20 protein-coding genes and 1 pseudogene are annotated in these 19693 nt (G+C 69.8%); 6 read left to right on the top strand and 15 right to left on the bottom strand.

The annotated features are described in order from the left end of the window. The first annotated feature begins 9 nt into the window (after positions 1-9). The 3 genes from TSO221_RS21920 to TSO221_RS21910 all read left to right on the top strand — a co-directional run bounded on the left by TSO221_RS21920 (position 10) and on the right by TSO221_RS21910 (position 2064). The gene (locus TSO221_RS21920; RefSeq protein ID WP_109120652.1) at positions 10-687 is read left to right on the top strand and encodes a nitrogen fixation protein NifQ; all 678 of its coding nucleotides are present in this window, start codon (positions 10-12) and stop codon (positions 685-687) included. 106 nt (positions 688-793) lie between these two features. Continuing rightward, positions 794-1141, top strand: coding sequence for a gamma-glutamylcyclotransferase family protein (locus TSO221_RS21915; protein ID WP_109120651.1), 348 nt, complete (start codon positions 794-796; stop codon positions 1139-1141). A gap of 104 nt (positions 1142-1245) precedes the next feature. Further along, positions 1246-2064 (top strand): molybdate ABC transporter substrate-binding protein, encoded by an 819-nt coding sequence (locus TSO221_RS21910; protein ID WP_247878181.1) that lies wholly within the window; start codon positions 1246-1248, stop codon positions 2062-2064. A gap of 53 nt (positions 2065-2117) precedes the next feature. Here the strand turns inward: TSO221_RS21910 and TSO221_RS21905 are convergent, their stop codons facing one another. Together TSO221_RS21905 and TSO221_RS21900 are read right to left on the bottom strand one after the other, a co-directional pair. Then, positions 2118-2951 (bottom strand): molybdenum storage protein subunit alpha, encoded by an 834-nt coding sequence (locus TSO221_RS21905; protein ID WP_109120649.1) that lies wholly within the window; start codon positions 2949-2951, stop codon positions 2118-2120. A 12-nt stretch (positions 2952-2963) separates the two neighbouring features. Beyond that, a complete protein-coding gene (locus tag TSO221_RS21900; protein ID WP_247878180.1) occupies positions 2964-3740 on the bottom strand; it encodes a uridine kinase in 777 nt (258 codons plus the stop codon). A gap of 339 nt (positions 3741-4079) precedes the next feature. Between TSO221_RS21900 and TSO221_RS35090 the strand changes: the two genes are divergently transcribed. Continuing rightward, positions 4080-4382 (top strand): hypothetical protein, encoded by a 303-nt coding sequence (locus TSO221_RS35090; RefSeq protein WP_146208870.1) that lies wholly within the window; start codon positions 4080-4082, stop codon positions 4380-4382. A gap of 214 nt (positions 4383-4596) precedes the next feature. On the opposite strand, the gene fdhD is transcribed toward TSO221_RS35090, so the two are convergent. Genes fdhD through fdnG form a run of 4 tightly spaced genes read right to left on the bottom strand, consistent with a single transcriptional unit; the run spans position 4597 to position 10006 of the window. Continuing rightward, a complete protein-coding gene (gene fdhD, locus TSO221_RS21895; RefSeq protein WP_109120647.1) occupies positions 4597-5421 on the bottom strand; it encodes a formate dehydrogenase accessory sulfurtransferase FdhD in 825 nt (274 codons plus the stop codon). Between the two features lie 16 nt (positions 5422-5437). Beyond that, positions 5438-6058 (bottom strand): formate dehydrogenase subunit gamma, encoded by a 621-nt coding sequence (locus TSO221_RS21890; protein ID WP_109120646.1) that lies wholly within the window; start codon positions 6056-6058, stop codon positions 5438-5440. Beyond that, positions 6055-6939: a formate dehydrogenase subunit beta gene (gene fdxH, locus TSO221_RS21885; protein WP_109120645.1), complete on the bottom strand. Its 885-nt coding sequence runs from the start codon at positions 6937-6939 to the stop codon at positions 6055-6057. The genes TSO221_RS21890 and fdxH overlap by 4 nt, the downstream gene beginning before the upstream one ends. 4 nt (positions 6940-6943) lie before the next feature. Continuing rightward, complete coding sequence (fdnG, locus tag TSO221_RS21880; protein ID WP_109120644.1) at positions 6944-10006, bottom strand: formate dehydrogenase-N subunit alpha; 3063 nt, start codon at positions 10004-10006, stop codon at positions 6944-6946. Between the two features lie 278 nt (positions 10007-10284). Between fdnG and TSO221_RS21875 the strand changes: the two genes are divergently transcribed. Then, positions 10285-11160 (top strand): formate dehydrogenase accessory protein FdhE, encoded by an 876-nt coding sequence (locus tag TSO221_RS21875; RefSeq protein WP_109120643.1) that lies wholly within the window; start codon positions 10285-10287, stop codon positions 11158-11160. Here the strand turns inward: TSO221_RS21875 and TSO221_RS21870 are convergent. Next, entirely contained in the window at positions 11148-13220 is a 2073-nt protein-coding gene (locus TSO221_RS21870; RefSeq protein ID WP_109120642.1) for a HAMP domain-containing sensor histidine kinase, read from the bottom strand. The two genes, TSO221_RS21875 and TSO221_RS21870, sit on opposite strands and share 13 nt — an antisense overlap. After that, complete coding sequence (locus TSO221_RS21865; protein ID WP_247878179.1) at positions 13208-14518, bottom strand: sigma-54 dependent transcriptional regulator; 1311 nt, start codon at positions 14516-14518, stop codon at positions 13208-13210. The genes TSO221_RS21870 and TSO221_RS21865 overlap by 13 nt, the downstream gene beginning before the upstream one ends. Positions 14519-15125: 607 nt before the next feature. Here TSO221_RS21865 and TSO221_RS21860 point away from each other — a divergent pair. Continuing rightward, positions 15126-15614 carry a TOBE domain-containing protein gene (locus TSO221_RS21860; RefSeq protein ID WP_109120641.1) on the top strand — a complete coding sequence of 163 codons (489 nt, stop codon included), beginning with the start codon at positions 15126-15128 and terminating at the stop codon, positions 15612-15614. Here TSO221_RS21860 and TSO221_RS21855 read toward each other — a convergent pair. The 7 genes and pseudogenes from TSO221_RS21855 to TSO221_RS21830 form a co-directional block, all read right to left on the bottom strand. After that, positions 15517-15963: a LysR family transcriptional regulator gene (locus TSO221_RS21855; RefSeq protein WP_109120640.1), complete on the bottom strand. Its 447-nt coding sequence runs from the start codon at positions 15961-15963 to the stop codon at positions 15517-15519. The two genes, TSO221_RS21860 and TSO221_RS21855, sit on opposite strands and share 98 nt — an antisense overlap. Positions 15964-15986: 23 nt before the next feature. After that, positions 15987-16532, bottom strand: coding sequence for a DUF2478 domain-containing protein (locus TSO221_RS21850; protein ID WP_109120639.1), 546 nt, complete (start codon positions 16530-16532; stop codon positions 15987-15989). An 8-nt stretch (positions 16533-16540) separates the two neighbouring features. Then, complete coding sequence (locus TSO221_RS21845; protein WP_109120638.1) at positions 16541-17413, bottom strand: xanthine dehydrogenase; 873 nt, start codon at positions 17411-17413, stop codon at positions 16541-16543. 201 nt (positions 17414-17614) lie between these two features. Beyond that, complete coding sequence (locus TSO221_RS21840; protein WP_247878178.1) at positions 17615-18418, bottom strand: ABC transporter permease; 804 nt, start codon at positions 18416-18418, stop codon at positions 17615-17617. Between the two features lie 8 nt (positions 18419-18426). Beyond that, a complete protein-coding gene (gene modA / locus TSO221_RS21835) occupies positions 18427-19182 on the bottom strand; it encodes a molybdate ABC transporter substrate-binding protein (RefSeq protein WP_109120637.1) in 756 nt (251 codons plus the stop codon). Positions 19183-19216: 34 nt separating this feature from the next. After that, on the bottom strand, positions 19217-19375 hold the full coding sequence (locus tag TSO221_RS36030; protein WP_247878177.1) for a TOBE domain-containing protein: 159 nt from the start codon (positions 19373-19375) through the stop codon (positions 19217-19219). Further along, positions 19366-19693 (bottom strand): annotated as a pseudogene (locus TSO221_RS21830) (hypothetical protein); the annotation flags it as partial. The gene TSO221_RS36030 and the pseudogene TSO221_RS21830, both read right to left, overlap by 10 nt.

Genomic DNA, 19693 nt, shown 5'->3' with positions numbered 1-19693 from the left:
GGGGCGGAAATGGCGGCGGTCGCGGCCTATGAATGCCTGATGACGTGCGCGCGCTCCGGCGACACCGCCGATGCGCAGGTCCTGGGCTGGATTTTGCTGCGCCGGTGCAGCGGCGGCGGTGCGGCGTACACGCGCGCGCTGGGCCTGCCCACGGACGCCCTGGCCGCCCTGGTGACCACCCACTTCCCGGCGGCGGCGGCCGGCTGGGACCCGGAGAGCTGCTTTTCCCGCCACGTCCATCGTTTGGCCGGGGCGGAGACCGAGTGCCGCCCCATACCCGTTCCCGATGCGGAGACGGCCGCGCGCGACGTCGAGCGGCTGGCCCGGGAGGAGCGTGACTTTCACGATCTGCTTCTGCGCCACCGCAGCGGGACGCATCCGGTGACATCCGCACTCGCCGCCATAATCGCCCGGGCCTGCGTCGAGAACGACCACCTCTGGCGCTCCCTGGGGTTGACGGGGCGCAGCGCCCTGGCGGAGCTGCTGGCGCGCCACTTCCACCCGCTGGCCGCCGCCAACACCCGCAAGCTGCGCTGGAAGCGCTTCTTCTACGAGCGCCTGCACGCCGAGGGGCGACCCGCCGGCCGGGCCAGGATCTGCGACGCCTGTTCTCATCATGCCGAGTGCTACGGCGACGCCCTCGGGCCGCCATCGCTCCCGGCCGACGGGCCCGGCGCCGGCTGCTGACCGGATCCTAAAACCTCCGGTTGATCGTCGGGCCGGCTCAGGGCAGGATGCACCGGACCGGGACGTCCGGAACCCCGCCCTTTGCAGCCAGGAGGTTCACACGGTCATGAGCGATGCGGGCACCGTTTTCCTCTTCTCCTACGGGACGCTCCAGCAGGAGGATGTCCAGATGGCGTCCTTCGGGCGCCGGCTGTCCGGCCGGAGCGACGCCATGCCGGGCTACCGGCGGTCGATGCTGGAGATCACCGACCCGGAGGTGATCCGCACCAGCGGCAAGCGTTTTCATCCGGTCGTCAGCGCCAGTGGCGATCCGCAGGACGAGGTGCCCGGCACGCTGTTCGAGATCACGCCGGCCGAACTTGCGGCGGCCGACGCCTACGAGGTCTCCGACTACAAGCGCGTTGCCGTGCGTCTGAAATCCGGTGCCGAAGCCTGGGTCTACGTGAAGGCGTAAGCGACACCCGGCAAAGGCGGGCGGCGCTCCATGGCCACGGTTGACCGGTGACGGGTATCGCTGTATCCAATCATATATATCGATGCTCTGCAATGGAACGCCCCGTGCCTCGCTTGATCCGTGCCCTTTCCTCCCTCGCCGTCGCCGCTCTGGCAAGCCTGCCGGCTCACGCGGAGGATCTCGTGCTGACCGGTGCGGGCAGCCTCAAGGAGGTCATGACGGAGATCACCCGGCGCTTTGGCGAGGCCAACGGCGTTTTGGTGAAGACGGCGTTCGGGCCCTCCGGGCTGATGCGCGAACGCATCGAGAAGGGCGAGACCGTCCATGTCTTCGCCTCGGCCGACATGGGGCATCCGCTGACCCTGCGCGACCAGGGACGGGCGTCCCACGTCGCGATGTTCACCCGCAACGCCTTGTGCGCGGTGGCGAAGCCCGCCATCGGGCTGTCCCCCGGCAACTTTCTCGAAACCCTGCTCGACCCGGCGGTCAAGCTGGGGACGTCGACGCCGAAGGCCGATCCGGCGGGAGACTATACCTGGGCGATGTTCCGCATCGCCGACGCCCTCAAGCCGGGCAGCTTCGCCACGCTGGAGGGCAAGGCCCAGCAGATCGTCGGCGGTGCGACCAGCAATGCGGACGTCGGTGGCAGGGATCCGGCGGTGGCGGCCCTCGCGGACGGCCGCGTCGATCTCGTAATCGGCTACTGCACCAGCGCCCGCCTGCGCGTCGCGCAGATGCCGGAGCTTCAGGTCGTCGAGGTTCCGACCGCCATGCGGGTCGGCCCGGAGTACGGGCTGGCGGTGATAAAGGACGCCGGACCGGCGGCCGTGGGACTCGCTTTCTACATCCTCTCTCCCGAGGGGCAGGCCATCCTGGCGCGCTACGGCTTCGACCCGGTCGGCCTGCCGGCGAAGACGCGTTAGCCGCTGCGTCCCCTGGCGGCCGGTTGGCGCGGCCAGGGGGGCAGGGCGTGCGCTCAGGCTGGACGCGCGCCGGTGTGGATGATCGTCCCGACGTGCTCGCCGCGCAGCGCGGCGGTGAGCCGGCCCGGCACGAGTCCGTTCACCACCTGCACGCGCTCGAGGTGGCGTGCGTTCGCCATGACCTCGAGGAGCGCGCGGTCGAACGGCAGCGTGCCCTCGAGCTTGGCGAGGTCGGCGGCGGTCGTCTCGCGGAGCAACTTCGCCTGCTCCCCGCCGGGGCCCTTGGGGTCGGCGGTGTACACCCCGTCCACGTCCTCCACGATGGTGAGGCCGGCCGCGCCGAGGGCGTCGGCGAGCAGGAACGCGCCGGTATCGGCCCGGTGCAGCGGGATGCGCGAGGTCGGGAACTCGTGGTGGTGATACGGAGGGAAGGCGCTCCCCACCACCGCGCGGGCGGCGGAGAGGTGGATGGCGAGCTGGCTCGCGATGGTGGGGTGCTCGATGTAGGAGACGCCTTCCGGCGCCAGCAACGAGGCCAGGATGTGGCCGTTCTGGCCGGCCTCGCTGGCGGCGAGCGGAGCCAGCGACCCGACCGGCAGGCCGAGGTCGAGGCCGACGCCGTAGAGGTGCCGGGCGCGGACGCCGGCACCGGTCAGGATAAGCAGGCGATGCTCGGGCAGGAGCTTCCGGAGTTCCTCGACGATCGGCAGGATCGCCTCGTGGCCGCGATCCATGATGGCGCGTCCGCCGATCTTCACGACCTGCAGCCAGGGCAGGAGCCGGATCGGGCGCCGGCCGGCGACCGGGCGGGTGAGGTCGCCGTCGAGCAGGGTCTGACGCGCGAGCGGAGAGGCCACGTGCTTGATGCTGGTGGTGGATTCAGACATGGCGGTGGTCCTTCAGCTCGCGGTGATGATCGTGCCGACATGCTCGCCGGCGAGCGCGCGGGTCAGGTTGCCGGGGACGAGGCCGTTCACGACCTGCACCTGGCGGATGTGGCGGGCGTCCTTGAGCAGGTCGAGCACCGGGAACTCGAGGATCGAATCGTGCAGCCCCTTCGCCTTCATCTCGTCGACCGAGATCTTCGGGATGAAGGTGGCGTCCTTCGATGTCTTCGGGTTCGCGGTGTAGAGGCCGTCCTCGTCCTTCACGTAGATCATCGCCTTGCAGCCGAACTGTTCGGCGACGAGGAAGCACCCGGCGTCGGTGCGGTAGGGCGGGATGACGCCCTCGGGTGCGGGGCGCATCCACAGCGCGTAGGGCGGCATGCCGCTGAAGACGACGGCGTTCACTTCGGCGAGGTAGAGCGGCACCGCCGAGAGCCCGGCGCCGCCGACCGCGGAGATGCCGTGCTTGGCGAGGAGCTGCCCCAGCATCACGGCGTTCTGGTCGGCGACCGACGCGCCGAGCTGCGAGAGCACGCCCGCCGGCAGGCTCAGTCCCGCCGCGATCGAGTAGAGGTGCCGGGCCCGGGTGCCGGCGCCGGTCCCGATGAGCAGCTGGTGGGCCTTGCGGGCGGCGACGATCTCGTCCACCAGCGGATAGACGGCGGCCCGGCCACGGTCGATGACGCTCTGCCCGCCGATCTTGATCACCGTCGCATCCGGCAGGATCCGGAAGTCCGCCGCCGCCTCGGCGGCCTCCAGAAGCTGCGCGTCGGTCAGCGATCGCTGCATGAGGAGCGCCTCGAGCTCCGCTGTCGTGTTGGCCATGAGTGCCTGCCTTTCGCTGTTTCAACGCATGTCGACATGCCCTGACGTATCGGCAGGCCCGCGGGGCCTATAACCCCACCGGAACGCCGACCGGCATCTGTGCCTCGCTTGTCGGTTCCACCGAACGCCGACTGGAGGAGTCACGCATGCCGCTCCGTACTTGGTGCCACCGCCGGTCCTGAGGGTGGACTGTTCCCAAAGCCAATGGATTGGGAGGCAGCCGAGCGCTGCGGGCGCCTTCCCACCGTATCGGCTCAGTTGGGCGTCATCGGGGACTGCATAGTGTTATGAACCGACAGGACTGTGATCGCCTCGCGATCGCGCGTCAATTATAAAATGAAACAGCATTGTCTTCTAAAGCGTTATGGTGAGATAGTCTATAACGGCTTTTGTCAAAAGAACATGGGCCTGATTATTTGTATTGGGCGCAAGTGGGTTGCAAAGGCCTTCCAAAAAGAAGGGATGTTGCGTGAGGGGCAGCATGTCCTGCGTCGCCGGCTCGCGGTTGGGGAGCGGCGCGATCGTGCGGTGGCGATCGAGGTTGCAGATGAGCGTTCCGTAGCGCTGGTTGCGCCGCTACGCCCAGTCGTCAATGCCAATGGCTGATGGCGGCAGGACCTCAGGACTGCCGTACCGCCGCAGCCTGCGCAGGCGCGTTGAGCACGGCGGTGCCGACCGTACGCCGGACACCGGTCATCTTCATCGCCTCGTCCACCAGCGCGGCGGCTTTGCGGCCGCGCAGTTTCCCCGGGGAACGGCATCGCCATGGCCGAACCCGGGCAGCAGACGGCTTCGGGCGCCTCCTTGATCGGCGTGTCCGTCAAACCACAAGAAAGCCGGCTTGGCTGTAGACCACGAGGCGCTGGCCGCGGGCGAAGCCGGCCAACGTCAGGCCGCAGCCCTCGGCCAGCCGCACCGCCAGCGCGGTGGGCGCGGAGATCGCCACCAGGCAGCCGATGCCCACCGCTGCTGCCTTCTGCACCATCTCGAAGCTGGCGCGGCTGGAGGTCAGGACGAAGCCGTCGGTCACGTCGGTCCCCGTGGCGGCGAGCCAGCCGATCAGCTTGTCGAGCGCGTTGTGCCGGCCGACGTCCTCGCGGACCGCCCGGATGGTGCCGGTCCGGTCGACCCAGGCGACGCCGTGCACCGCCCCGGTCAGGCGGTGCAGGCGCTGCTGCCCGGCGAAGGCGTCGAGCGCCCGGGCGACCGCCGCGACGGGCACGGGGGCGCCGCGCGCCACCGTGCCCTTGACCCGCGCCACCGAGTCCAGCTTCTCCACCCCGCACAGGCCGCAGCCGGTGCGGGCGGTCATGCTGCGCCGGCGGTCCTTCAGCGCGACGAACCGCTCGAACGGGATGTCCATGTGGACCTCCAGCCCGTCGCAGCCCGCGCGGACGGCGACGCCGAACAGCTCGTCGCGGTCGGCCAGGATGCCCTCCGACAGGCTGAAGCCGAGCGCCAGGTCCTCCAGGTTCTCCGGCGAGGCCAGCATCACCGCGTGCGAGATGCGGTTGTAGACCAGCGCCACCGGCACCTCCTCGACCAGATGGTCGTCGGCGGATTCGGCGCGGCCGTGCTCCAGGCGCAGCACGGTCGTGCGGTGGACGGCCGGGAAGGCGGGTTCGGCAATCATGTCCAACGGCATGGCATCCTCCTCCCGGTCAGGCCTTGCCGCGGGTGCTCTCGCGGAACCAGCGCGGGTGGTGCTTCCTCGCCCAGCCGTGGGTGACCACGCCCTCGACCATGGCGCGGATCGTGCCCTGCACCCACAGCGCCGCGTAGACGTGCACGACGATGGAGGAGATCAGCACCAGGGCGCTCGCCGCGTGGACCAGCAGCGCGATGCGGATCAGCGGGATCGGGAAGGAGGCGGCGAAGTATGGCCGCCAGGCGATGATGCCGGAGCCCAGCAGCAACAGCAGGCACAGCACCATCACCCAGAACATCGCCTTCTGCCCGCCGTTGTAGCGGCCGATGTCGCCGACCTCGTTGCCCTTCAGCACCTCCTTCACCGCGACCATCCATTTGACGTCCTCGCGGTTCAGCAGGTTGTGGTGCCAGTAGCGGAAGAACTGGCGGGCGAAGGCGACGAACATCACCACCCCGACGAAGGGGTGGACGATGCGCGCCAGCTCCGGCGTGCCGAACACGCCGGTCAGCCAGAAGAAGGCCGGGTAGAAGAACGCCAGCCCGGAGATCGCCAGCAGCACGAAGCACACCGCGACGACCCAGTGGTTGATCCGCTCGGCGGCGCTGTAGCGCTGGATCAGCTTTTCCGTCATGACCGGTCCTCCTCATGGGTCTCATGGGTGTCCCCGTCCGCCCGGTTCGGGCCGACGGTGGTGTAGTGGAAGAAGCCGAACAGGCCGGCGGCGGCCAGCCCGACGGTGGCGAGCGGCTTCAGCGGCCCCTTCCACAGGCCGACGGCGGTGCTGATCGCCGGGTCGGCGGGCAGGCCGGAATACTGCTCGGGCGTGTCGGCGTGGTGCAGCACGTACATGGTGTGCGTGCCGCCCACCCCCGGCGGGTCGTAGAGGCCGGCGTTCCTGTAGCCGCGGCTCTTCAGGTCGGCGACGCGGGCGGCGGCCACCTCCTTCATGTCCTCCTTCGAGCCGAACTGGATGGCGCCGGTCGGGCAGGTCTTGACGCAGGCCGGCTCCAGCCCGACCGCCACGCGGTCGGAGCACATGTTGCACTTGTACGCCTTGCCGTCCTTCGGGCTGAGGCGCGGCACGTTGAACGGGCAGCCGGAGACGCAGTAGCCGCAGCCGATGCAGTTCTCCTGATGGAAATCGACGATGCCGTTCTTGAACTGCACGATGGCGCCCGGCGACGGGCAGGCCTTCAGGCAGCCCGGCTCGGTGCAGTGCATGCAGCCGTCCTTGCGGATCAGCCACTCCAGCTTGCCGTTCTCCTCCACCTCGGCGAAGCGCATGACGGTCCACGCCTGCGACGACAGGTCGGTGGGGTTGTCGTAGACGCCGACGCAGGTGCCGACGTCGGCGCGCAGCTCGTTCCACTCCGAGCAGGCGACCTGGCAGGCCTTGCAGCCGATGCACACCGACACGTCGATGAGCTGGGCGATCTCGGTGGGGTTGCGCGCTTCCGGGGCCGTGGTCGGGCTGGCCGAACGCTGTTTGATGTCCAGGGATTGCAGGGTCATGGCGTCAGGCTCCGACGATCTTCTCGACGTTCACGAGGAACGCCTTGTATTCCGGCGTCTGGGTGTTGCAGTCGCCCACCGCCGGCGGCAGGGTGTTGGACAGGAAGCCCTTGCGCGCCACCGTCTCCCAGCCCCAGTGCAGCGGGATGCCGACCTGATGGACGGTCTGGCCGCTGACCTTCAGCGCCTTGACCCGCTTGGTGACCACCGCCTTGGCCTTGATGAAGCCGCGCTTTGAGCTGACCCGCACGCTGTCGCCGGTGCGGATGCCCTTCTCGGCGGCCAGCGCCTCGCCGATCTCGACGAACTGCTCCGGCTGGGCGATGGCGTTGAGCGCCACGCTCTTGGTCCAGAACTGGAAGTGCTCGGTCAGGCGGTAGGTGGTGCCGACGTAGGGGAACTGGTCGCGCGTCCCCAGCCGCTCCCGATCCGCCTTGAAGATGCGCACCGCCGGGCTGGTGACCACCTTGGGGTGCAGCGGGTTGGTGCCGAGCGGGCTTTCCATCGGCTCGTAGTGCTCGGGGAAGGGGCCGTCCACCAGCTTGTCGGTGGCGAACAGCCGGCCGACGCCCTCCGGGTTCATGATGAAGGGGTTCATGCCGCTCGACGGTGCGGCGTCGATCTTGAAGTCGGGCACGTCGGCGCCGCCCCAGCGCTCGCCGTTCCAGGCGATCAGCGCGCGCTTCGGGTCCCACGGCTTGCCCGCGGGGTCGCAGGAGGCGCGGTTGTAGATGATGCGGCGGTTGGCCGGCCACGCCCACGCCCAGCCCGGCGTGTTGCCGAGGCCGGCGTCGGTGTTGTCGCGCCGCGCCATCTGGTTGCCGGCCTGCGTCCAGCAACCGGCGAAGATCCAGCACGCCGACATGGTCGAGCCGTCGTCCTGGAGCAGCGCGAAGCCCGGAATCTGCTCGCCCTTGCGGATCAGGAACTTGGTCGGGTCCTTGGGGTCGGGGATGTCGGCCAGCGCGCGGCCGTTCAGCTCCTTCGCCAGTTCCTCCGGGGTCGGCTCCTCCGGCTTCCTGTAGGGCCAGGACAGGTTGAGGATCGGTTCCGGCGCCTTGCCGCCCTCCTTGCGGTAGAGGTCGCGGATCGCCAGGAACAGCTCGGCGATGATCTCCTGGTCGGTCTTGGCCTCGCCCGGCGCCTGCGCGCCCTTGTAGTGCCACTGCAGCCAACGCGCCGAGTTGACGATGGCTCCGTCCTCCTCGGCGAAGCAGGTGGACGGCAGGCGGAACACCTCGGTCTTGATGGCGGCCGGATCGACGTCGTTGAACTCGCCGTGGTTGCGCCAGAACGACGCCGTCTCGGTGGCGATCGGGTCGATCACCACCATGTACTTGAGCTTGGAGAAGGAGGCGACGGTCTTGCGCGCGTCGGGGAACGAGGTCAGCGGGTTGAAGCCCTGGACGATCATCCCGTTGACCTTGCCGTTGTGCATCAGGTCCATGACCTGCAGCACGTCGTACATCTTGTCCCACTTGGGCAGCCAGTCGTAGCCCCAGTCGTTGGCCTTGGTGGCGGCGTCGCCCCAGAACCATTTCAGCAGGCTGACGAAGAACTTCGGCGTGTTGCCCCAGAAATTGAGCTGCCCCGGCTGCTGCGCCTTCGGCGTCGTCTTGGCGACGTACTCGGCGAAGGTCGGGTGCGCCTTCTCGTTGGGCAGCGTCAGGTAGCCGGGCAGGCTGGTGGACAGCAGGCCGAGGTCGGACAGGCCCTGGATGTTGGAATGCCCGCGCAGCGCGTTGACGCCGCCGCCCGGCATGCCGATGTTGCCCAGCAGAAGCTGGATCATCGCCATGGTGCGGATGTTCTGGGCGCCCACCGTGTGCTGCGTCCAGCCCAGCGCGTAGAGGATGGTGCCGACCTTGTCGCGCGCCGAGGTCTCGCCGAGGTAGCGGCAGACCGTCAGGAATCCGTCCTTCGGGCTGCCGGTCAGGTCGGTGACGACGTCCGGCGTGTAGCGCGCGTAATGGGCCTTCATCAGGTTCCACACGCAGCGCGGATGCTGGAGCGTCGGGTCGGTCCTGGCGTTGCCGGCCTCGTCGAACTGGTAGTTCCAGGTCTTGCGGTCGTACTGGCCCTTGCCCTGGTCGAAGCCGGAGAACAGCCCGTCCTCGAAGCCGAAGCCTTCGTCCACGAGATAGCTGGCGTTGGTGTACGCCTTGACGTACTCCCACTGGATCCTGTCGTTGGCGATCAGCCAGTTGATGATGCCGCCGAGGAACACGATGTCGGAGCCGGCGCGGATCGGCACGTACTCGTCGGCGACGGCGGCCGAGCGGTTGAAGCGCGGATCGACCACCACCAGCCGGGCGCCGCGCTTCTTCGCCTCGACCGCCCACTTGAAGCCGACCGGGTGCGCCTCGGCCGGGTTGCCGCCCATGACCAGGACGAAGTCGGCGTTGGAGATGTCCACCCAGGTGTTGGTCATGGCGCCGCGCCCGAAGGTCGAGGCGAGCGCCGACACGGTGGGGCCGTGGCAGACGCGGGCCTGCGCGTCGGTGCCGACGATGCCCAGCGAGCGCATGAACTTCTGCGTCAGGATGCCGGTCTCGTTCGACGAGGCCGAGGCGGTGAGCATCGCCGTGGACGTCCAGCGGTTGACCGTCACGCCCTGGTCGTTCTTCGCGACGACGTTGGCGTCGCGGTCGTCCTTGACGTGGCGGGCGATGCGCGCGACCGCCTCGTGCCAGGAGATGCGCTTCCACTGCGAGCTGCCGGCCTCGCGCACCTCGGGGTACTTGAGGCGGTTCGGGCTGTGCACGAAGTCCAGCAGGCCGGCCCCCTTCGGGCACAGCGAGCCGCGGCTGACCGGATGGTCGGGGTCGCCCTCGATGTGGACGATCTCCGCCTTGGCGTTCTTGGCGCCGTCGCCCAGGCTGTACATCAGCAGGCCGCAGCCGACCGAGCAGTAGGGGCAGGTGTTGCGGATCTCCTTGGCGTGGGCCAGCTTGAACTGCCGCACCTCCGCCAGTGCGGTCGCGGGCAGGAAGCCCAGCGCCGCCACGCTGGAGGCGGCGAGCCCTCCAGCACCGACCTTCATGAACTGCCGCCGACTGAGTTGCATGGTTCCTCCCGGGGAAGCGCTGTTCTGAGCGCGCCCGGTGCGGAGCCGGGCGCCGCGCCGCCCCATGGCAGGTTTCGTGCCAGCCCAGGAGGGTCCGTATTCTTGAGGAATTTCGGATAGCCAGACAATAAATGTGGACATTTTGTCCGAGGCCGGGGGACAGATTGTCCATGGCCCGCATCCTCAAAAGGTCCCTTTCCCACTCCTGCAAGGGGAAAGAGTTCTTGTACGGATCTTGCAATCCGGCTGTGCACCCAGCCAGCCAGAGACTTTCCCGCATGACCCAGCCCGCCTTTGCCCCCGCTACCGACATCGCCGACGCCATCACCGCCGCCGGGCTGCAGCCTGGCCGCTCGCCCGCCCCGGTGCGCCTGCCTGATCCGGCCATCCTGTTCCGGCGCCGTGCCGACCGGCTGCGCCGCCTCGCCCCCGGTCACCCGCTGTCCGCCTGGCTGGAGTTCGTGGCGCTGCTGAGCGAGGCCCAGCACGCGCTGGCGGCCGCTCCCCTGTCCGCCCCGGCGACGCCCGAGGCGCAATGGCGGCGCGACCTGGACTCGTTGCGCGACCGTCTGCGCGGCGCACTCCCCACGCCTGCGGCGGAGGCGCTGGACAGCTTGCCCTGGACCGACGCCGACGCCCTGGACGGGCTCGCCGCGCGCCTGACCACCGGCACCCTGCTGCCGGACGACCTCACGGCGGCGCCGTTCGTCGCCGGCGCGCTGCAGGTCGCCTGGACCCGGCACGCCGGCGGGCTGAAAGCGTCCGACATCGCCGCACCGGCGACGGCCGTGACCTGCCCGGTGTGCGGCGGCGCTCCCGTCGCCGGGGTGATCCACGCCGGATCGGACGTCAGCGGCTTGCGTTACCTGCACTGCGGCCTGTGCCACACGGCGTGGCACCACGTCCGCAGCGCCTGCGTGGCCTGCGGCGAAGGTAACCGCATCGGTCTGCGCACCGTCGAGGGCATGGACGGTCCCGCCCGCGCCGAGACCTGCGACGCCTGCGGGAGCCACCTGAAGCTCCTGCTGGCCGAGAAGGCGCCCGACCTCGATCCGATCGCCGACGACCTCGCGTCCTTCGCGCTCGACGTGCTGGTCGGCGACGGCGGCTACGCGCCGATCGGCCGGAATCCCTTCCTTGCTCAGGCCGGCTGATCGGCGAAGCACGCGGTCCGGCGCAGCCAGACGCGGAAGGTGGCGCCCGTGTCGGGGGCGCTGTCGACGGTGATGCGTCCGCCCTGGCGCTGGACGATGGCGAAGCTGATCGACAGCCCGAGGCCGGTCCCTTCCGTCTTCTTGGTGGTGAAGAAGGGATCGAAGATGCGGTGCAGGACGTCCGCCGCGATGCCGTGCCCGGTGTCGCGGACGCACAGCACGATCCCCTCTTCACCCTCCACCTCCGCGTCGCGGGTCTCCAGCGTCAGGGCGCCGCCATCCGGCATTGACTGGGCGGCGTTGACCACGAGGTTGATCAGCACCTGCTGCAGCTCGCCGCGGCTGATCTCGACCCGGCGGGTCGCGGTCAGGTGGGTCTCCACATGGATGTGGCCGCGGCGCAGCGTGTGGCGGGTGAGCACGAGTCCGTCGACGACCACACCGTTGACGTCGATGGGTTCCGCCTGCCCGGCGAAGTCGCCCGGCCGGGCGAACTGCAACAGCTTGGCGATGAGCGCCTGGATGCGGTGGGTCTGCTCGTCGATCAGGCGGATTTCGTCGCGCACCGGATCGGCGGCCTCGCCCAGCACTTCGCGCAGCAGGTCGAGGTTGCCCTGGATCACCGCGACCGGGTTGTTGATCTCGTGCGCCACGCCGGCGGTCAGCTCGCCGATGGCCGCCAGCTTCTCGCTCATCATCAGGGTGCGGTGGGCCTGACGGAGCGTCGCGTTGGCGTCCTCCAGCTCGGCCGTCCGTTCGGCGACCTTGCGGTCGAGGTTCTCGGCCGCGCGTTCCAGCTCCTGCCGGCGCGCCGCCAGGGAGTCCAGCAGATGGTCGAAGGCCCGTGACAGCCGCCCCAGTTCGTCGTGACTCGCGGTCGGGCCGGCGCGCGCCGTCTCGTCGCCGGCCTCGATGGTGGCGATCACCCGGTTCATCCGCTCCAGCGGGCGGAAGATCGCGCGGGCGAAGCGCAGGTCGGCCAGGGTGCCGAGCCCCGACACCGCGAGGAAGGCCAGAAAGAGCACCGCCATGGCGCGGTACAGCGCCTGCTGCAGCGGCGCTTCGAGGAAGCCGACGTACAGCATGCCGACGCGCCGCCCCTCGGTGTCGACCAGCGGCTCATAGCCCGAGACATAGGTGTCGTCGACCACGAAGGCCGAGCCCAGCCACACCCGCCCCTCGCCGATCACCTGCCGGTGCACCGCCGCCGAGGCGCGCGTTCCGAGCGCGCGCTCCCCCTCGAACAGACGGACGTTGGTGGCGATGCGGGTATCGTCGAGGAACAGGGTGGCGGTGCCCTGGCTGCCGAGCGGCAGCGACGCATCCTGGTAGACGGCCGTGTTGATGCGGTCGACGATGCTCTGGCTGCCGTTGAGCAGCACGCCGCCCTCCAGCACGCCGAGCGGTGCGCCGTCGAGCCCGACGACCGGCACCGCGGCATGGATGACCAGCGCGCGCTCCTCGACGCGGCGGTCGGTGGGGGCGGCGTTGCGGGTCGGCACCAGCGGAAGGCGCGCGCGCGCCGGCAGCGCCGGGTGGACCGCCGTCAGCTGTTCCGGTCCGAACACCTCCAGCCCGCGGGTGCCGACGCCGTTCAGCGCCCAGCGGACCACCGCCCAGCCGGAGCGGTCGCCGCCGCGCACCGCGCCGCCGCCGGCCAGCACGCGCCCCTGCGGGTCGAGCAGCAGCAGGAAGTCGAGCCCCTGCTGGAGGGCCGCGCCGTCCAGCAGCGCCGCCAGCCCGCGGTCTGCCGGCTGTTCGCCCGGCCGGTCGAGGGCCAGCGCCAGCCGGTGCGAGGAGGCGAGCGCCTCCAGCCCGCCGCTGACGCCGGTCTGCACCCGGTCGAAGAATTGTCGGGCGGTGCCGAGGTCGGCGCTCACCTTGTTGATCAGCAGCTGGTTGTAGCCGTGCGTGCCCCAGACCCAGACGATCAGCAGCAGCGCCGGCACGCCGAGCAGCAGCGGCGCCAGGACCAGCGTCAGCAGCTTGTGGCGCACCGACCCGGTGACCGGCGTCAGATGCCCGGCAAGGACCGCGCGCAGGGTGGTCAGACGCCCCATTCCGTGCACTTCCGGTCGAGCGTCTTGCGCGACACGCCGAGTGCCAGGGCGGCGCGCGCCCGGTTCCCGCCGCTCTCCGCCAGCACGGCGAGGATGTGACGCTTCTCCACCTCAGCCAGCATCCGGCCGTCCGCGCCGCCGCCCGCGGTCTCGATGCCGCCGGCCGGCAGCCCGAGGTCCTCCAACGGGAACTCGCCGAACAGCAGCGCGCGCTCGACGAGGTTGCGCAGCTCACGCACGTTGCCCGGCCAGGGGTGCGCGACCAGCGCCGCTTCCAGCTCCGGGTCGATGTCCAGCGGCGGCACGCCGAGGCGCAGCGACAGCACGCCCATGAAGCGCCGCGCCAGCTCGACCACGTCGTCGCCGCGCTCGCGCAGCGGCGGCACCCTGAGCGTCATGACGGCGAGGCGGTAGAACAGATCCTGCCGGAAGCGTCCGGCGGCGACCTCGGCCTTCAGGTCGCGGTTGGTGGCGGCGACCACGCGGACGTCGACGGGAAGCTCCTGCTCGCCGCCGACCGGGCGGATGCGGCGCTCCTCCAGCACGCGCAGCAGCTTCGACTGCAGCGCCAGCGGCAGCTCGCCGATCTCGTCGAGGAAGAGGGTGCCGCCGTGGGCGTAATAGAACAGGCCCTTGCGCGCCTCCTTGGCCCCGGTGAAGGCGCCGCGCAGATGGCCGAACAGCTCGGCCTCGATCAGGTCGGCCGACACGGCGGCGCAGTTGAGCGCCACGAACGGCCGTTCTGTCCGATGCGAGCGGGTGTGCAGCGCGCGCGCCACCAGCTCCTTGCCGACGCCGGACTCGCCCTCGATCAGCACGGTGGACGGCGACGGCGCCACCCGCTCGATGAGCGCCTGCAGACGCAGGATGGCGGGCGAGCGACCGACGATCTCGTCACCGGACCCGCGCCGTTTGGCCAGTTGGCGACGCAGCACGAAGTTCTCGCGCTGGAGCCGCGTCCGCTCGACGCAGCGGCCGATGGCGGTGACGATCTGCTCGATGCGGAACGGCTTCAGGATCAGGTCGGCGGCCCCGGCACGCAGCGCCTCGATAGCGGTGTCGAGATCGGCGAAGGCAGTGATCAGGATGACGTCGCCGCCAAAACCGGCGCCGTGCAGATCCTTCAGCCACTCCAGCCCCGACCGACCGGGCAGCGCGATGTCGAGAATGATCAGGTCGACGCAATGCCGCTCCAGGTGGTGCGCGCCTTCTTCCGCGCTGCTTACTGCCGTAACGCGCCAGCCGCGCCGCTCCAGGCTGCGCGACAGGAAGTTGCGGATTCCTTCCTCGTCGTCCACGACCAGCGTGACCGGGCCTGTGGCGGCCTGCTCGGCAGGTGCACGCTCATCTTCTGCGAGTGGAAGGTCGGCTGACATCATGGATCGGCCCGGACCTATCAAGCGGGTGTGACAAAAGGGTTATGACTAAGCGATCATAACGATCGCGTCCGCTGTTTCCAGAGTTTTGCGCACACCATCCGACGCTCGTGAACGTCGCCTCTGCCGATCCGGAGAGGCGTATGTTCACAAGGCGACCAAGGATGAGCCAGGATGCTCAGGTGGATCGGGTTCCGTGGAACCTTGCTTCCCATTCTCGGACAGGTGGAATGGCGGCACCTCAATGGAAGCCTTCAAGCGCCGTCGGTATCACGGATCGGCGGCGGGAAACGATGGACGATGGTAGGATGCGCGGTGAACCGACAAGGGAACCGCGGACCACCCGGATCATGACCAAACGACGGCTGCACCGGCTTCAGCCGCAAGGGCTCGACCGGCCCCGGCAAGATCCAACTGCTGGGGAAAATCCAAGAAATCGGCTCGCTCTCCGCCGCGCGCCGGACGGACATCGTCCGCCCTCGCTGGCGTTGACCGGGATCGTTGGCCCGACGCCCGGTTGGGGGGAGCCATGAGCTTGCAGCGTGCCTTGCGGCCGAAATCCCGAACCCCGACGGTTGCAACGACGCTCGAGGCGCGGGTGCTCAGGCACGATCCGGGCTACGGCCTGTCGACGCTGTTCTTCGGCGATGGCGAACTGCGCGTGCCGCTGATCGCCGCAGCGGTCGACACCGGGGTGCGGGTGACCATCGACGCGCGCGACGTGTCGATCGCCTTGTCGCGCCCGATGGACGTATCGATCACCAACCGCTTGCCGGGAACCATCGTCACGATCGAATCGCTGACCCTGCCCTTCGTGCGCGTCACCTTCGATCTCGGCTCAACGCGGCTCGACGCCCTGGTGACCACGGAATCGGTGGAACGGTTGGGACTGGAGGTCGGTCTCCGCGCCTGGGTGATGATCAAGACCGTTGCGATCGGAAAGGAACTGATCGAGACGGCGGATCTTCCGAAACCACGACGCCGCGTGGTTCATAGCCCGGATCGAGAGACGCCGTGAGTTCGGCGAGGGACGGCGCCGCGGCTGTCCTCATGCGTCTTTCAATCGACCGGTACAGGGCGACCAGCCGCTCGCCGAACGCCGTCAGTTCCGCGCCACCGCCACGGCGGCCGGGAAAGGTGGCAAAGACCGGCACCTCGAAGGTCCGGTTGAGCGCATCGACCATCAGCCAGCATTTCCGGTAGGAGACGCCGGTCGCCCGGCTCGCGGCGAGAATGGACCGTTCGGTGCGGATGGCGTCGATCAGGGCCAGATCTTCGGGAGTCACCCGACCGCCGTTGGCGAGCCGGACGACGACCTCGACCGACGACGCCGGCGGGGCCACCGCCGCATTTCCAGCTTTCGGCATTGTGGACGTCTCCTGGTGGCCCCTCATCCGGCCGCGGGCAAGTCGGGGGCCGTACGGATGTCCGACCACCAGGCGTGGACCAACGTGGAATCGACCGGCAGAAACCGGGACAGCGGCCCGGCGAAGACGCTCCACGCCTCCGCCACGGCGGGCGATACCGCGGTCAGGATCGGCAACCCCGCGGCGACGGCGGCGGCAAAGGCGTCCCGCATGCCGCCCCGCTCCGCTTCGAGCTTGCCGAACTTGCTGATGATGATGAGGTCGGCGCCCGCGGCGATCGACCGCTCGACCGCGGCGCAGGCCTCCGCGATCCCGGATGGGTCCATGTTGCAGGAACTCGAACCGCTGCCGAGATCCTGTGAAATGGAAAAGACGGATCCGGTTGAAAGATCGCGCAGGGCAAGCTGTCCGCAGGCCGGTCCGTCTGCCGCAGCGATCTCGACCACGCCGGCGACCTTGCGGCCTTCCCCCGCCAGTCGTGCCGCGAAATCGGACAGAAAGCCCTGGATGGTCGCGCTCGATGCGCCCTGCAGGGCGGCGATACGGCACCGTTCCTGTCGCATGTCCATGTGTCCTCTCACATCACGCACGCGCCCGCCGCACGATGCCCGCCGTCGATGTGGGGCGCATGCAGGTCGATCGCCTGCAGGGTGGCCTCGGCGATGGCGCGGCCGCGGTCGTCGATGCCCGTCCATGTGGCGGCAGCCCCGCGCGCGTCGATCTCCAGCAGCTTCACGCCGGCAGGGACCAGCGACGAGTCGCGGGCGAGCCCGCGCAACACCCCATCGATGGGCGCCACCACCGGGTGACCGTCCAGATGGCCGAGCACGGCCCCCTTGGTCGTCCCCATCCCGATCTCGAACGGCGTGTGCCAATGGCCCTCATGGCTGGAGTAGACGAACCGCTCCTTGCCGACCCCGCCGAGTGAACGGGCCACGCCGTCGGCCTCGTCGGTCCGGCCGCGCCGGACGATGCTGCCGTTCTTGGCTGGCCGCGTCTCGATGGCGATGTCGCAATTCACGTCCACGGCGAAGTTCGGACCCAACCCGATCGTCAGGTTGACGACACGCCGGTAATCCGGTGTGACCCGGTGCTTCTGCATGCGGGCGTCGATCAGGATCTCGGGGGGCCGCAGCGCGATCAGATCGGTCAGATGGAGCGGCGTGACCGCGACATGATGGGGCTTCGCCAGCACGGACGCGATCTCCCAGGCCGTTTCCGCCCGCTCGCCGGCGACATCCTCGACGACGGGCCGTTCACCGAACAGGGCGTCGTGGAAAGCCATCGCCCGCCGGATGACCGGCGGGAAGGGGTCGTGGCTCAGAATGACCGGATACCCGGCGGACGTGAGATGGACGGTGACGGCGGAGGCGATCTCGTTGGTCCCGAGGACCACAGCGAGCGGCGTCGATGGGGAGCCGTAGAAGTCGGGGATCAAGCTGTTGCGCATGGTCGGAATCCGCCAAAATAAAGATCACCGCGTCCTCAAGCAAATCTCGGACCAGCCGGGGTCGTCCATCATTATCAATGCGTTGGCGGTGGGAGGATCGGCGTGCGCAGGCCAGTGTCGGCTTTGTGATCCTGTATTGTCGCGGATACAACATGGTCGTTCCCCCGGCAGGCCGGGGAGCCCGTCAACGGGACCGCCTCTCTACGTGCGCGGAGCCGGACCGGGCGGCTTTGCGCCCAGGGACCGGATCGCCAGCAGCAGCACGAACGCCACCGCGAGCAGCACCAGGGCGCAGGCCACCGCCACGCCGGTCTCCCCCGTGGCGATGTTGAGGAAGACGGCGACCGGCAGCGTCTCGGTGTGGAAGCGCGTGGCGCCGGCCAGCATCAGCGTGGCGCCGAACTCGCCCACCGCCCGAGCCCAGGCGAGCACCGCGCCGGCGGCGAGGCCAGGGGCGGCCAGCGGCAGTTCGACCGAGCGGAACACGTCCCACGGGGCCGCCCGCAACGTTCCCGCGACCTCGACCATCCGCGGATCGACCGCCAGGAAGGCCGCCTTGGCGGCGCGCAGCAGCACCAACGTGGCGACGAAGCCCTGTGCGACGACCACGCCCAGCGGCGAGAACAGGATCTCTAGTCCCAGCTGCACCAGCGGCTCGCCCAGCAGGCGCCGGCCGAACAGGAACAGCAGCCCGAGGCCGGCGACCAGTGGCGGCATCACCAGCGGCAGGTCGAGCAGCGTGTCCACCGCCGCCTTGCCCGGAAAGGAACGCCGTGCCAGCAGCCATCCCGCCGGCACGCCGAGCGCCGCCGCCATGCCCAGCGCCGCCAGCGAGGTGAGCAGCGACAGCCGCAGCGCGAACAGCGTCTCCGGCGCCAGCAGCGCCGCCCACAGCTCCTCCGGCGACAGCCGAGCCCCCAACGCCAGCAGCACGCCCAGAACCAGGATGACGACGACCGCGAGCGGCGGCGCGAACAGCAGGTCGAGGGTGCGGGGGCCGCGCACGGCGCACGTCAGTTCCGCGGCGCCGGCGGGAAGCCGAAACGCTGGAAGGTCGCGAGCCCCTTGTCCGACGCCAGGAAGGCGGCGAAGCGGCGGGCCGCCTCCGGCTGGGCGGCGGTGTTCAGCACGGCCGCCGCGGCGTATTCGGCCTCGTACCATTCGGGCGGGATGGCGATGGCCACCAGCTTGCCGGGGTTCTGCGCCAGTTCCGAATTGCCGATGATCGCCGCGTCGACGTTGCCGTCGAGGACATAGAGGGCGAGTTGCTTCACCGTGGCGGCGCGCACCGCGATGTTCCTGCGCACCGCCTCGCCGAGGCCGGACTTGTCGAGGATCTGCTCCGCCGTGCGGCCGAGCGCCATCGCCTGCGGATCCCCCAGGCCGACTCGCACGCCGGGCTGGGCAAGGTCGGCGACGCTCCGGATGCGGTCGGCCTTGCCGGGGGCCACCGCCAGCACCGGGCCATGCACGACGAGGCGGGTGACCGCGGCCACCGCCCCCTTCTCCGCCAGCTTGTCGGTGTAGAACATGGTGCCGGGGATGAAGAGATCGCCCTTGCCGGTCTCTTCGAAGCGGGCCAGCAACTGGCCGGAGCCGCCGTACTCCGCGCGCACGGTGATGCCGGTTTCCGCCGCGAACGCGTCGATGAGCGCGTCCACCGGCGGGCGCAGGCCGGCGCCCACATAGGCGTACAGGTCCTGCGCAGCGGCGTTGCCGGCCTGTGCAACGAGGACGGCGAGGGCGAACACGAGGGATCTCAGGGTCATGCGGCACTCCTGGAGGACGGGCGGAAAGGAATGGCTATGCGGCCGACGCCTCCCGGTTGACCAGGGCGACGCCCTTGATCTGCACGGACACCGGCTGGCCCGGTGCGAGGCCGAGGGCGTCCCATGACTTGCGGGTGACGCGCGCCAGCAGACGCGCGCCTCCACCGTCCTCGCCCAGCGCCATCACCTGCACGCCGTCCTGCGGTTCGGTGGCGGCGATCCGGCCGGGCAGCGCGTTGAGGATCGTGCTGTCCTGGGGCGGATGCCGCGCCAAGCTGACGTCGGAGGCGGCGATGCGCACCCGGCGCGGCGCCCCACCGTGCGGCGCTGGCCGTACAGCAGGTTGGCGCGCACGCCGAGGTGCGGGAACAGGCTGGCCTCCTGGAAGACGTAGCCGATGGGGCGCGCGTGCGTCGGGCGGAAGGAGGTGTCGTCCTGCCAGACCTCGCCGTCCAGCGCGAAGCGGCCGTCCAGGCGCTGCAGCCCGGCGACGCAGCGCAGCACCGTGGTC

The organism is Azospirillum sp. TSO22-1 (assembly GCF_003116015.1).
GTDB lineage: Bacteria > Pseudomonadota > Alphaproteobacteria > Azospirillales > Azospirillaceae > Azospirillum.
Note: the sequence above shows the minus strand (reverse complement) of the source record. Positions and strands in the feature narration are given on the sequence as shown.

Excerpts from the sequence above, each read along its gene's own strand:
- TSO221_RS21850 (WP_109120639.1), bottom strand. The coding sequence starts at position 16,532 with ATGGACATGCGACAGGAACGGTGCCGTATCGCCGCCCTGCAGGGCGCA.
- TSO221_RS21870 (WP_109120642.1), bottom strand. The coding sequence starts at position 13,220 with ATGGGGCGTCTGACCACCCTGCGCGCGGTCCTTGCCGGGCATCTGACG.
- fdhD (WP_109120647.1), bottom strand. The coding sequence starts at position 5,421 with ATGCCGTTGGACATGATTGCCGAACCCGCCTTCCCGGCCGTCCACCGC.
- TSO221_RS21860 (WP_109120641.1), top strand. The coding sequence starts at position 15,126 with ATGAGCTTGCAGCGTGCCTTGCGGCCGAAATCCCGAACCCCGACGGTT.
- TSO221_RS21905 (WP_109120649.1), bottom strand. The coding sequence starts at position 2,951 with ATGTCTGAATCCACCACCAGCATCAAGCACGTGGCCTCTCCGCTCGCG.
- TSO221_RS21915 (WP_109120651.1), top strand. The coding sequence starts at position 794 with ATGAGCGATGCGGGCACCGTTTTCCTCTTCTCCTACGGGACGCTCCAG.
- fdxH (WP_109120645.1), bottom strand. The coding sequence starts at position 6,939 with ATGACCCTGCAATCCCTGGACATCAAACAGCGTTCGGCCAGCCCGACC.
- TSO221_RS21855 (WP_109120640.1), bottom strand. The coding sequence starts at position 15,963 with ATGCCGAAAGCTGGAAATGCGGCGGTGGCCCCGCCGGCGTCGTCGGTC.
- TSO221_RS21845 (WP_109120638.1), bottom strand. The coding sequence starts at position 17,413 with ATGCGCAACAGCTTGATCCCCGACTTCTACGGCTCCCCATCGACGCCG.
- modA (WP_109120637.1), bottom strand. The coding sequence starts at position 19,182 with ATGACCCTGAGATCCCTCGTGTTCGCCCTCGCCGTCCTCGTTGCACAG.
- TSO221_RS21900 (WP_247878180.1), bottom strand. The coding sequence starts at position 3,740 with ATGCAGCGATCGCTGACCGACGCGCAGCTTCTGGAGGCCGCCGAGGCG.
- TSO221_RS21890 (WP_109120646.1), bottom strand. The coding sequence starts at position 6,058 with ATGACGGAAAAGCTGATCCAGCGCTACAGCGCCGCCGAGCGGATCAAC.
- fdnG (WP_109120644.1), bottom strand. The coding sequence starts at position 10,006 with ATGCAACTCAGTCGGCGGCAGTTCATGAAGGTCGGTGCTGGAGGGCTC.
- TSO221_RS21875 (WP_109120643.1), top strand. The coding sequence starts at position 10,285 with ATGACCCAGCCCGCCTTTGCCCCCGCTACCGACATCGCCGACGCCATC.
- TSO221_RS21920 (WP_109120652.1), top strand. The coding sequence starts at position 10 with ATGGCGGCGGTCGCGGCCTATGAATGCCTGATGACGTGCGCGCGCTCC.